This is a genomic window from Mesorhizobium sp. (assembly GCF_024509055.1).
In the GTDB taxonomy this organism is placed as follows: Bacteria; Pseudomonadota; Alphaproteobacteria; order Rhizobiales; family Rhizobiaceae; genus Mesorhizobium.
In genome coordinates this window covers 1-12,027 of sequence record NZ_JANINM010000492.1, presented here as the reverse complement: position 1 = coordinate 12,027, position 12,027 = coordinate 1, and the positions used below count along the sequence as shown (strand labels likewise).

The following is a 12,027-nucleotide window of genomic DNA, read 5'->3' as shown; positions in this document are numbered from 1 at the left end:
GCCAGAAGCTCGACAAGCCCGACCAGATCGTCTTCGACCTCGACCCGGGCGAGGGGATCTCGTGGCGCGAGGTGGTGGAGGCGGCCGTCCACATCAAGGCCGGGCTGGAAAGCCTCGGCCTTGTGCCGTTCGCGAAAACCTCCGGCGGCAAGGGCATCCACATCACCGTGCCGGTGACGCGCAAGCAGAACTGGAAGAAGCTGCACCAGGCCTCGAGCGCCATTTCGACCTTGCTGGCGGCAAGCGCGCCCGACACTTTCACCACCACCATGGGCAAGGAAAACCGCAAGAAGCGCATTTTCATCGACTTCCACCGCAACGCCCGCGGCCACACCTCCGCCGCCCCCTATTCGCTGCGCGCCCGTACCAATTTGCCGGCCTCGACGCCGGTGAGCTGGACCGACCTCGAGGCGATCGACGCGCCCGAGGACCTGAACTACGCCTCTCTGCCCGGGCTGCTGGAGACGTCGGGCGATCCCTGGGCGGATATCGACGAGGCGGCGCGGGATTTGCCGGCGGTGGCGGAGGGGCGGTAGCCTGCGGATGAGGGCCGGAGCCCTCGACTTCGTCATTCTAGGGCGGAGCAAGGAGCGAAGCGACGCGCGCAGACCCTAGAATCCATGCCGCGACGGTGGAGAGCCATTACCGCGCAGAACGTTCACCAGCCAATCCCGCGAAACAGCTCGAACCATTCGGGATTGGTTTTCTCGATGAGTTCGATCTTCCATTGCCGTGGCCAACGCTTCAATAACGTAGTCGGTCATGCAGGGATGTTAACTGGCACTGTCGTCAGCGGCCATTCTGGACCGTTGCATTCTACGGCCAATGTCACGGCATGGATTCTAGGGTCTGCGCGCGTCGCTCCGCTCCTTGCTCCGCCCTAGAATGACGAGATGTCGAGGCCTTCTGCCATCGCCAGCGTCTCATTCCATCTCCATCGACGCTTCCTACAATTTGAATTATCCTCCCGCCGACCTCCAAAAACACTTCGTCAGCAATTTGCCATTACCATCAGGGGTCGGTGTAGGATTTCCGCAGCTTCATTCGTCCTCCGGACGAAGCGCTGCAGGGAGCATGATCGCGAAGGCAGGATCATGCTCCAACGCAAATGTAACTGTCAGTGCATGGCCGCGTAGGAGTTCATCATGGCGCCCAGGGCAAGTTGGAAAGGTTACCTCAAGCTCAGCCTCGTCAGCTGTCCGGTCCGGCTCTATCCGGCCACCAGCGCAAGCGAGCGCATCTCGTTCAACCAGCTGCATAAGAAGACCCACAACCGCATCAACATGAAGCCGGTCGATCCCGAGCTTGGGCTGGTCGAGCGCTCGGACCTGGTGCGCGGCTACGAATATGAGGACAAGCAGTACATCATCATCGATGACGCCGACCTCGATGCGGTGCGGATCGAATCCAACCACACGATGAACATCGAGGCCTTCGTCGACGAAGGCGAGGTGGATGTCATCTACCAGGACGCGCCCTATTATCTCGCGCCCGACGGCGCCATGGCCGAGGAAACCTTCGCGGTGCTGCGCGAGGCGATGCGCAAATCCGGCAAACTCGCCATCGCACGGCTCGTGCTCTCCAGCCGCGAGCGCGTGGTGACGATCGGTGCGCGCGAGAACGGCATGTTCGTCTGCACGTTGAGGAATCCCAACGAAGTGCGCGGCACGACTGAATATTTCGGCAACATCCCGGCCGGCAAGCCGGACCCGGAAATGCTCGATCTCGCCATGGCGCTGATCAAGCAGAAGGAGACCCACTTCGATCCGAAGAACTACGAGGATCGCTACGAAGTGGCGCTGATGGCGATGATCCGCGAGAAGCTGAAAGGTCACAAGCCGATCATCGCGGCGGCACCCGAGCGCGGCAACGTCATCAACCTCATGGATGCGCTGAAGGCGTCCCTGTCGCAGCAGGCGAAGCCCCCGGCCAAGTCGAAGAGCAAGGCCGAGGAAGCGCCGGCCAAGCCCGCCAAAAAAGTGGCCGCCGGTGGCGGCGCGGCTGAGAACCCGCTGAAGGCGAACCTGTTGAAGGCCGTCGGCAAGAGCAAGAAGTGACGGGCGCAAACGCGCCAGTCATCGTCCCCGGCGCCGTCTTCGGCGTCGTTGGCGCGCTGGCCGCCTTTCCGCTGCGGCTCGCCGCGCGCGAGGTCGAGCGCCGTCACGCGGAGCTGAGGCGCGGCGTCACCCGCCGCACCTCTCATGTCGTGTTCGGCCGCGCCTTGCTGGCGAAGGCCGCGACGAGCCGGACGGGCGATGCCGAGATCGAGCGCCGCGCGAAAGCCGAGCGCGAGGCCGGCCGCCAGCTCACCAGCGAGAACGGTTTCCTGCGCCTGCTCGGCCTGATGAAGGCGCCCGACGCCTCGTCGCTGTCGCGGCAGTCGCTCATCGACCAGTCGCGCCTTGCCGGCGCCGATCTCGACATGCTGTCGCTGTTCGACGCCTTCGAGCATGACGCCGAGCCCTATTCCTTCCGCGACCTGATCCTGGCCCGCAAATATGCCGGGCTTATCGCCAGCGGCGCGAGCTGGGGCGCCATCGCGCGCTCGGTGCACCGTTCCGGCCCGGTCGCCTCGCTCACCGCCAAGTCGCTCAATCTCGGCTCCCAGCATGGCCGCCCCGACGCCATCTATCTCGACGAAGGCCGGAGCGAGCTCGACGGCCAGCTCCTGTTCGATCTCGGCTCACCGGAAGACGACACGCTGGAGGAACTGTTCGCCGAGGCGGAAGCCGCGGAGGAGGAGGAGCGCCACGACGATGCGGCCGCGCTCTACCAGCGCTGCATGGCGATCGACCCCAGGGACGCCATCGCCGCCTTCAACCGCGCCAACTGCCTGCGCGGCGCCGGCCGCATAGCCGAAGCCGCGCACGACTATGCCCGCGCGATCAAGCTCGATCCGGGCTTCGTCGAAGCCTGGTTCAACCTCGCCGGGCTGATGAGCGACGAGGGCAAGGTTGCCTCGGCAAGGCGTCACCTGCAGAAGGCGATCGCGCTGGACAAGGGCTACGCCGACCCGGTGTTCAACCTGGCTAGGTTGGAGTTCGATGCTGGGAATCTGGCGGAAGCGCGCCGATTGTGGGTGCGTTATCTGGAGCTCGACGCGGATTCGGAATGGGCGCGGACTGCGCAGAAGGGGATTCAATTCGTGGATATGCACGAGGCAGGCGAGAGAGATGTTCGCGCTTGAGCACCCCCCTCTGTCCTGCCGGACATCTCCCCCTCAAGGGGGGAGATTGGCAGCTTTGGCGCCGTGCCTGTTCTCCTACGCTGGCGATTGGCGAAGGCCGACGCGGCAGCTGATCTCCCCCCTTGAGGGGGAGATGCCCGGCAGGGCAGAGGGGGGTGTGACGGAACTCGGCTTTTCCGGAAAGCCCGCCCCATGACCACCTTCCTCTTCGACGGCGACGACACCGCTCCTGTCACCATCCTCCTCGCCCATGGCGCCGGTGCCTCGATGGACTCGCCTTCGATGACCGCCACCGCCAAGGCGCTCGCAGCGGCCGGTTTCCAGGTCGCGCGCTTCGAGTTCCACTACATGGCGGCGCGCCGCTATGGGCACCGCAAGCCGCCGCCGCGCGCCGAGACGGTGAACCCGGAATACATCAAGGCGATCGTCGACCTGCGCGTCAGGGGAGTGACCGGCAAGCTGATCATCGGCGGCAAGTCGATGGGCGGCCGCGTCGCCTCGATGGTCGCCGACGAGATGTTCGCCAAGGGCGAGATCGCCGGGCTGGTCTGCCTCGGTTATCCCTTCCACCCGCCGGGCAAGCCCGAGCAACTGCGGACGAAACATCTGATCGGCCTCGAGACGCCGACACTGATCTTCCAGGGCACGCGCGACGAATTCGGCACGAAGGACGAGGTCGCGACCTACGGCCTTTCCCCGGCCATCGAGGTGATCTGGCTGGAAGACGGCGACCACGACTTGAAGCCGCGCAAGGCGATCTCAGGTTTCTCGACGGCCGATCACCTGAAGACGGTGGCCGAGACGATCAAGGCCAGGCTGGCGCAGCCCTCGGCTTCGTCATCCTAGGGCGGAGCAAGGAGCGAAGCGACGCGCGCAGACCCTGGGATCCATGCCGTGACTTTCGAGCATTGCAACGGTGCAGAATTCTGCTCCGCCGCACCCTATGGCATGCGTCACGGCATGGATCCTCGGGTCAAGCCCGAGGATGACGAACCGAGAGGCGGCGGATGAAACTCGCCACCTTCAATATTAACAACATCAACAGCCGCCTGGAAAACCTGCTCGCCTGGCTCGCCGAAGCAAAACCGGATGTCGTCTGCCTGCAGGAACTGAAATCCCGAGACACCCAGTTTCCGCTGACCCGGCTCGCCAATGCCGGCTATGGCGCGGTGTGGAAGGGCGAGCCAACCTGGAACGGCGTCGCCATCCTGGCGCGCGGCGCCGAGCCGGTGCTGACCCGCGATGCGCTGCCCGGCGACGATGCCGACCGGCAGGCGCGCTACATCGAGGCGGCGGTTGATGGCATCGTCATCGGCTGCCTCTACGCGCCGAACGGCAACCCGCAACCGGGGCCGAAATTCGACTACAAGCTCGCCTGGCACGAGCGCTTCGCCGTGCATGCCGAACAGTTGCTCGACACCGGCCTGCCGGTGGTGCTGGCCGGCGACTTCAACATCGTGCCCGAGCCGCGCGACATCTACGCCACGCGCTCCTATGACGACAACGCGCTGGTGCAGCCTGAGAGCCGCGCTGCTTTCGCCGCGCTGATCGATCAGGGCTGGACGGACGCGCTGCGCAAGGCCTTCCCGAAGGAGACGCTCTACACGTTCTGGGATTACCGCCGGAACCGCTGGCCGCGCGACGCGGGCCTCAGGCTCGACCACATCCTGTTGTCGAAGAAGCTGGCGCGGAAGCTGAAGGGGGCGGGCATCGACCGCGAGGTGAGGGGCGAGGATGGCGCCAGCGACCACGCGCCTGTTTGGGTGGAACTGGGGTGATGCCATAATGCGCGCGGCCGAGTTCCCGCGCACCCCCCTCTGGCCTGCCGGCCATCTCCCCCTCAAGGGGGGAGATTGGCAGCTTCGCCGCCAGCGGTCCCGCTGCGACTTTGGCGATTGGCGAAACCGATCGAGAGCATAATCTCCCCCCTTGAGGGGGAGATGTCCGGCAGGACAGAGGGGGGTGCTGCCACGCCGACGTCTCCGCGACACGCACCCCCGTCACCCGTTGTGCGCCAACAACATCCCACGCTAGTTTGCGAAACCATCTGATCGGGGGTTCAGACGACATGCTCATGATTTCGCACGTTTTCGCAGCGCCATCGCCCCGCCATGGCTGACGCCCTCATTGCCCTTATCGGCTTGCTCGTCCTCGCCGGCGCCATTGCCCTGATCGCGCTTGCCCTGCACCATCGCCGCAAGCGGCGCAAGGCGCAGGGCAGCGCCAACTCCGCACGCGACTACGCGGCCCGCGCCGACTGGACCGGCAGCCGCGGGCTGCTCAACTATTCCTCTTTCGTGTTCATGGACGTCGATGGCGACGGCAGGTTCGGCCAGGCCGACCGGCCGATGGGCGGCATCATGGTGCGCGCCTATGATGGGAAAGGGGCGTTCCTCGCCGCGCTGCGCACCAACAATGGCGGCTTCGCCAATTTCCCGATGTCGACGACGAAGCGCCGGGCCCTGCTGCGCAAGCCCGGCATCTACCGGTTCGATGTCTCGGTGCCGCCCGGATGGCGCGTCACCACCGGCAATCAGAGCCAGTCGATGCGGCTCGACGCGCTGCCCGGCTCGCCCGCCGGGCTTGCCGGCGAGACCTTGCCCGGGATGGTCGGGCTTGCGCCGGCGCGCTTCGTGCGCGGCAGGGCGGCGGCCGGGGCGACGCTGTCATTTGTCTGCGAGGGCAGGCTGCTGGAGACGAGGCCGCTTTCGCCGGGCGACTTCCGCCTCGATCTGCCGTTCGGGGCCGACGAACTGGCGATTTCCGGTGCCGGCCTCGAGCGGCGCCTGAAGCTCTCCGCCTATCCTGTTGATCTCGGCCAGCTCAGGCCCGGCGCGCTCGCCGCCGACGCGGCGCTGGAGACGATCGGCTTCGGCGATGTCACCGTGCTGCCTTTCCAGAAAGTGCCGAGCGGCCATGGCGGGCTCGACTGGCGCGGCCTCAACGCGCTGACCAGCCTCTACATCAAGGACAGCGAGGGCTATCTCAACGGCAGTCTTTCGCGTGGCTACACCACCTACACCAGCAGCGGCCATCCGGCGGAGTTCGGCCGGGCCGAACCCTTCGGCTTCCATTCGATCATGCTGGCCGTGGCCTGGCTGAGCGCAGAGGGCGAGGTGGCGCTGGTGGAAAGCTGGCTCGGCGACGACCTGGTCGCGAGCGACGAGGTCGTGCTGTCTGCTCTGGCGCCGGTGCAATACGCCCCGATGCTCAAGGCGGTGACGCGCGTGCGCGTCTCCACGAAGCATTGTTGGCAGCTTGTGCTGGATGAACTGGTCTTGTCGCGCTGAAACCGGCGCGAGCTGGGATGCTGTCCGGCGGGCAAACGCCGTCGGGCACGCGAATTGAAAAAGGCTACCGAACCAGGGACGGGCTGTTCAATGCCGTAATTGCCGAAAGCTTGCCCTTCTTGGCAAAGCTAGGCTTCTGGTAGGTTTTCTTCACGGTGGCCTCCCATAGGGAAAAACAAACAGATTGGGCGAATCCCGCCCGTCAAATCGCAACCGAAGGAGGTGGAAGCTCTGTCAGACCAGCGGTTTCGAACCGCTGTTCGCCGCCGTGACGGCCGAAAGCTTGCCTTTCCTGGCGAGCGTCGGCTTCTCGTAGGTTTTCTTCATGATGCAAATGTCCCCAATAACCCTGCGGAAGCCATAGGCTGGGGCAAGGCGCGCTGTCAATCGCGCCGCCTCGGATCGCCACAGGCAATCCACCTTTATCGTTCTTGCCTCGGTTCGGGCTCCCGCGAGCCCCGTTTCATCAACCGATGGGGGAATTCAGGGGCGGATTGGATACCGTCCCACTCGTCACCGTTGAAAGCTTGCCTTTACGGGTCAAGCGCGGCTTCTCGTATGTCTTCTTCATGATCCAGACTCCCCGGTTTGTCTTCCGATGATCTTGGCTTCTTTCGCCACCGTCCCATCCAACTCTTCATCGACGGCGATCGGTGCCGTCGATGAAGCTTCCACGAAGGATGTTCTGGCGTCCGAAATACTTATGGCGGCGGTGGGGTGGATGATACGACCTGCGCGGTAATCGACGAAAGCCGGCCCATTCTGAGCAGGGAAGGCTTCTCATAAATCTTCTTCATGCCAAGCTCTCCAGAAAATGCACATTGGATGATGTCATGCCGGCGTTTCCTGTCAATCAAAGCCGGCTTATCAGTGTGTGCTAATTCTCGACGAATGTGTCTTTCTGCTCACAGAAGCAGGCGCTCGGCCGGCAAAGACGATGGTCCGGCACGATGTGCGCCGGGATGCTGACATGGGCACCCGTGCATCGGGAAGCCATGCAATTGGCCCCGGTCGATTTCGCGCTCCCGCCGATTGACGGCGTTGGCCCGTCGCCTAGTTCATGCCCGATGACGGCAAGCATCCTATGGCCGGGCCTCCGGCGCGCTCGCGGCATCGCATGCAACGGAGGCATTTCTTGAAGCGCTTCCTGGCGGGTGTTCTGATCGTCGTCGCGGCCTGCGCCGCCGGCTTCTTCGCCTATGCCTGGAAGCCGGCGATCGATCCGGTCGAACCGCCGCCGCGGACCGCCTTTGACCAGGCCTTGATCGAGAAAGGGGCAATGCTCGCCGCGGTCGGCAATTGCACCGCCTGCCATACCAGGCCCGGCGAGAAATCCTTCGCCGGCGGGCTTGCCGTACCGACGCCGTTCGGCACCATCTATTCCACCAACATCACGCCGGATCCCGCCACCGGCATCGGGCGCTGGTCGGAGGCTGCCTTCAGCCGCGCCATGCGCGAGGGCGTCGACCGGGAGGGCAACCACCTCTATCCCGCCTTTCCCTACGACCATTTCACCCTCGTCTCCGACGAGGACAACAGCGCGCTCTACGCCTATCTGATGACGCGCCGGCCGGTGGAAAGCCGGCGTCCCGCCAATCGTTTACCGTTCCCGCTCGACGTGCGCTTGGTGCTGGCGGGCTGGAAGCTTCTGTTCTTCGACAAGGGCGTCTATCGGCAAGACGCCTCGCAGGGCGCTGAATGGAATCGCGGCGCCTATCTGGTCGAGGGGCTCGGCCATTGCGGCGCCTGCCACACGCCGCGGAACGCGCTCGGCGCCGAACTCCAGAGCGCTCGCCTGGCCGGCGGCGAAGCGGAGGGCTGGAAGGCCTTCGCGCTCAACGGCCTGTCCTCCGCGCCCATCCCCTGGACGCGTGACAGCCTGTTTGCCTATCTGCGGCAGGGCTGGCATGCCGATCATGGCGTCGCCAACGGCCCGATGGCCGAGGTCACCGGCAATCTCGGCCGTCTGCCCGATGCCGACATCGGCGCCATCGCCACCTATCTGATCTCGCAAATGGGACCGCCGGCACTCGAGCGCGTGGCGAGAAGCGCCGAGATCCGCAAGAAGCTCGCGACCGACCAGGGCGGCACGCCGATCCCGGTGAGCGCCGCCACCGGCAGCCCGACCAGCCGCGGCGCCGTGATCTACCAGGCAGCTTGCGCGATCTGTCACGACGGTGGCCGGCAGCAGCCCTTCGGCGGCATCGATTTCCATCTCTCCAGCACGATTGCCGTGCCCGACCCGCAGAACGCGATCAATGTCGTGCTCTACGGCCTGCCGGCGGCAAGCGGACGCCAGAGCCCGATCATGCCGGGCTTCGCCGCCACGCTGACCGACGACCAGGTGGCGGACCTGCTTGCCTTTCTGCGCGAGGCCTATGCGCAAAAGCCGGCCTGGGCTGATGCGAAGGCGAAGGTCGCCGACACACGCGACGGAAAGTACCTCGTCAGCGTTCGGCCTTCCGACGGCATCGAGCGCGGCCCGGACAATGTAGGAGCCAGGGACTGATGGTTAAGCTCAACGTCAACGGCGCCTCGCATGACCTCGACATCGATCCGGCCACGCCGCTGCTCTATGTGCTGCGCAACGATCTCAAGCTCAACGGCGCCAAGTTCGGCTGCGGCCTCGGCCAGTGCGGCGCCTGCACGGTGATGGTCGATGGCGAGGCAGTCTTTTCCTGCCTGACGCCGGCTCTGTTGGTGGAAGGGCGCGAGATCAGGACGGTCGAGGGTCTGGGTACGATCGACGACCCCGGTCCGATGCAGAAAGCCTTCATCGAGGTGCAGGCGGCGCAATGCGGCTATTGCATCGCCGGCATGATGATGCGGGCGCAGGCGCTGCTCGAGGCGATGCCCGACGCCGCCGACGCCGACATAAGGCAGGCGCTTGAGCCGAATCTTTGCCGTTGCGGCACGCATATGCGCATCCTGCGCGCGGTCGCCCGCGCCCGCGACCTGATGCGCGGCAAGTCCGCCGGCCTGGCGCCGGCCACGGCCGTGGGGAGGGCGTCATGAACGCGCCGAGCCTTGACCTTCCCGACATCTCGCGGCGCGGCTTCCTGGCCGGGGCCGGCGCGCTGGTGGTATCCTTTGCCATCCCCGCCGAGGCGCAGGAAGCGCCGGCGACGCCCGGCGCGGAGGCCGCCAAGCCGAAACTGCCGGGCAGCCTGGCCGACACGCCTTCGCTCGACGCCTGGATACGCATCGATGCCGATGGCTCGATCACCGTCTTCACCGGCAAGGCCGAGCTTGGCCAGGGCACCAAGACGTCGCTGCGCCAGATCGCGGCCGAGGAACTGGAGGTGGAACCGGCGGCGATCAAGCTGATCACCGCCGACACGGCGCTGACGCCGAATGAAGGCTACACCGCCGGCAGCCAGACGATCCAGAACAGCGGCACCGCGATCCGCTACGCCGCGGCGCAGGTGCGGCAGATCCTGGTCGCCAAGGCCAGCGAGAAGCTCGGCGCTCCGGTCGAGGCGCTCAAGGCCGAGGCCGGCAGGATCGTCGGGCCGAACGGCGCTTCGGCGCGTTATGGCGAGCTGGTCGCGGCCGATTTCCTGCATGTCGACGCGGCGCCCGACACGAGGCTAAAGGCGCCCGCGACCTACCACGCCATCGGCAAGCCCTTCGCGCGGGTGGACATCCCGGCCAAGGTCACCGGCGGCAATGCCTATGTGCAGGACATGCGGCCGCCGGGCATGGTGCATGCCCGCGTGGTGCGGCCGCCGAGCTACGGCGCCAGGCTGATCGATTTCGGCGACGTCGCCGTCAAGGCGATGCAGGGCGTGATAGCGGTTGTGCGCGACGGCGATTTCCTCGCCGTGGTCGCCGAACGGGAATTCCAGGCGGTTAAGGCGATGCGCGCCATGGCCGCCGTCGCGAAGTGGCAGGAAACCTCGGCGCTCCCGGACCAGGACAACCTGCCGTCCTTCCTGGAGAAATCCGTCTCGGAAGTCGGCACTGTGACCTCGGTTGGCGCCGACAATGCGCCGGGCGCCAGGACGCTGCAGGCGCAGTTCACGCGCGCCTACCAGATGCATGGCTCGATCGGCCCGTCGAGCGCGGTGGCCCTGCTGGACAACGGGCTGACGACGGTGTGGACGCATACGCAAGGCGTCTATCCCGACCGCAAGGCGATCGCTCAGATGCTCGGCGTGCCGGAGGAGAAGGTGCGCTGCATCCACACCGAGGGCTCGGGCTGCTACGGCCACAATGGCGCCGACGACGCGGCGGCCGACGCGGCGCTGATCGCGCAGAAAGTGCCGGACAAGCCGGTGCGCGTGCAGTGGATGCGCGACCAGGAGCACCTTTGGGAACCCTACGGGCCGGCGATGCTGACCAGGGCGAGCGCCACGCTCGACCGGAGCGGCAACATCGTCAGCTGGCATTACGATCTGTGGAGCAACAGCCACGGCACGCGGCCGGGCTCGGCCGGGTCGCTGATCGCGGGCCGGCTGATGGCCCGCCATTTCCCGCCCGACCCGGCCAAGCTGCAGATCTCGCCGCTCGGCAATGGCGACCGCAACGCCATTCCGCTCTACGATGTGCCGAACCAGCGCGTGAACTGGCACTTCGTCGCCGACATGCCCGTGCGCGTCTCCTCGCTGCGCGGCCTCGGCGCCTATTGCAACGTCTTCTCCATCGAAAGCTTCATGGATGATCTCGCGCAGGCCGCGAACGCCGATCCTGTCGAATACCGGCTGCGTCACCTGAAGGATCCGCGCGCCAGGAAGGTGATCGAGGTGACGGCGGACAAATTCGGCTGGTCGAAGGATGCGTTGCCGGAAGGCCGGGGCCGGGGCTTCGCCTTCGCCAAATACAAGAACCACGCCGCCTATCTCGCCATCGCGCTGGAGGCCGACGTCGACCGCGACAGTGGCGCGATCACGATCTCGCATGTAGTCGCGGCGGTCGACTGCGGCGAGGCGGTGGCTCCGGATTCGATCGTCAACCAGACCGAGGGCGGCATTCTGCAGTCGATGAGCTGGACGCTTTACGAGGCGGTCCATTTCGACAGGACGCGGATCTTGAGCCCCGACTGGTCAGCCTATCCGATCCTGCGCTTCAGCGCGGTGCCGGACAGCATCGAAGTGGAGATCGTCGACAACCCGGGCTCTCCCTATCTCGGTGTCGCCGAAGCGGCCCAGGGCCCGGCCGCCGGCGCCATCGCCAACGCCTTCCGGCACGCGACCGGCAAACGCATCCACGACCTGCCTTACACCCGCGACAGGGTGAAGGCTGTGCTGGGAGCATAGGGAGCCTGCCGAGGCCGGCTCGTCACGGAGAGGTGTTCAGTGTGTTTGCGATGGTCGCGAACTCGCCGTTCAGCGCATTGCCCAGCGCGCCCGCCCCAACCATGATGCCCAAGGCAATGAGCGCCGCGATCAATCCGTATTCGATGGCCGTCGCGCCGGATTTGTCATGCAGCAATTTGGCGATGATTTGCATGTCACCAGCCCAGTTAGTTGTTGAACGTTAAGGAATTAGCATGGCCTAATTTAAGGTGTGTAAACGGATATGGTTAAGGCGCGCGGTCCGGCTGGCCGG

At 65.6% G+C, this 12,027-nt stretch carries 11 protein-coding genes and 1 pseudogene; 9 read left to right on the top strand and 3 right to left on the bottom strand.

Features of this window, described 5'->3' with window-relative positions:
- On the top strand, positions 1-536 hold a 536-nt coding region (locus Q0L57_RS29005), incomplete at its 5' end, for a DNA primase small subunit domain-containing protein (protein WP_366940962.1).
- A gap of 122 nt (positions 537-658) precedes the next feature.
- Here Q0L57_RS29005 and Q0L57_RS29000 read toward each other — a convergent pair.
- Positions 659-748, bottom strand: a pseudogene (locus Q0L57_RS29000) (GIY-YIG nuclease family protein); the annotation flags it as partial.
- 397 nt (positions 749-1,145) lie between these two features.
- Between Q0L57_RS29000 and Q0L57_RS28995 the strand changes: the two are divergent.
- The 5 genes from Q0L57_RS28995 to Q0L57_RS28975 all read left to right on the top strand — a co-directional run bounded on the left by Q0L57_RS28995 (position 1,146) and on the right by Q0L57_RS28975 (position 6,477).
- Positions 1,146-2,057, top strand: a complete 912-nt coding sequence (locus Q0L57_RS28995) for a Ku protein (protein WP_296746521.1) — start codon at positions 1,146-1,148, stop codon at positions 2,055-2,057.
- Positions 2,054-3,187 carry a tetratricopeptide repeat protein gene (locus Q0L57_RS28990; protein WP_296746520.1) on the top strand — a complete coding sequence of 378 codons (1,134 nt, stop codon included), beginning with the start codon at positions 2,054-2,056 and terminating at the stop codon, positions 3,185-3,187. Before Q0L57_RS28995 ends, Q0L57_RS28990 begins: the two co-directional genes overlap by 4 nt.
- 192 nt (positions 3,188-3,379) lie before the next feature.
- Entirely contained in the window at positions 3,380-4,033 is a 654-nt protein-coding gene (locus Q0L57_RS28985; RefSeq protein ID WP_296746519.1) for an alpha/beta family hydrolase, read from the top strand.
- Positions 4,034-4,194: 161 nt separating this feature from the next.
- Positions 4,195-4,965: an exodeoxyribonuclease III gene (xth, locus tag Q0L57_RS28980; RefSeq protein ID WP_296746518.1), complete on the top strand. Its 771-nt coding sequence runs from the start codon at positions 4,195-4,197 to the stop codon at positions 4,963-4,965.
- A gap of 333 nt (positions 4,966-5,298) precedes the next feature.
- Complete coding sequence (locus Q0L57_RS28975) at positions 5,299-6,477, top strand: hypothetical protein (RefSeq protein ID WP_296746517.1); 1,179 nt, start codon at positions 5,299-5,301, stop codon at positions 6,475-6,477.
- 234 nt (positions 6,478-6,711) lie between these two features.
- Here Q0L57_RS28975 and Q0L57_RS28965 read toward each other — a convergent pair whose 3' ends face one another.
- Positions 6,712-6,804, bottom strand: coding sequence for a lasso RiPP family leader peptide-containing protein (locus Q0L57_RS28965; RefSeq protein WP_296746515.1), 93 nt, complete (start codon positions 6,802-6,804; stop codon positions 6,712-6,714).
- Between the two features lie 808 nt (positions 6,805-7,612).
- On the opposite strand from Q0L57_RS28965, the gene Q0L57_RS28960 reads away from it, so the two are divergent.
- The 3 genes from Q0L57_RS28960 to Q0L57_RS28950 are packed head-to-tail and all read left to right on the top strand — an operon-like array spanning position 7,613 to position 11,735.
- Positions 7,613-8,986, top strand: coding sequence for a cytochrome c (locus tag Q0L57_RS28960; RefSeq protein WP_296746514.1), 1,374 nt, complete (start codon positions 7,613-7,615; stop codon positions 8,984-8,986).
- Positions 8,986-9,492, top strand: coding sequence for a (2Fe-2S)-binding protein (locus tag Q0L57_RS28955; RefSeq protein ID WP_296746513.1), 507 nt, complete (start codon positions 8,986-8,988; stop codon positions 9,490-9,492). Before Q0L57_RS28960 ends, Q0L57_RS28955 begins: the two co-directional genes overlap by 1 nt.
- Positions 9,489-11,735 carry a molybdopterin cofactor-binding domain-containing protein gene (locus tag Q0L57_RS28950; protein WP_296746512.1) on the top strand — a complete coding sequence of 749 codons (2,247 nt, stop codon included), beginning with the start codon at positions 9,489-9,491 and terminating at the stop codon, positions 11,733-11,735. The genes Q0L57_RS28955 and Q0L57_RS28950 overlap by 4 nt, the downstream gene beginning before the upstream one ends.
- A gap of 22 nt (positions 11,736-11,757) precedes the next feature.
- Here Q0L57_RS28950 and Q0L57_RS28945 read toward each other — a convergent pair whose 3' ends face one another.
- On the bottom strand, positions 11,758-11,928 hold the full coding sequence (locus Q0L57_RS28945; RefSeq protein WP_296746511.1) for a Flp family type IVb pilin: 171 nt from the start codon (positions 11,926-11,928) through the stop codon (positions 11,758-11,760).
- Positions 11,929-12,027: the final 99 nt, after the last annotated feature.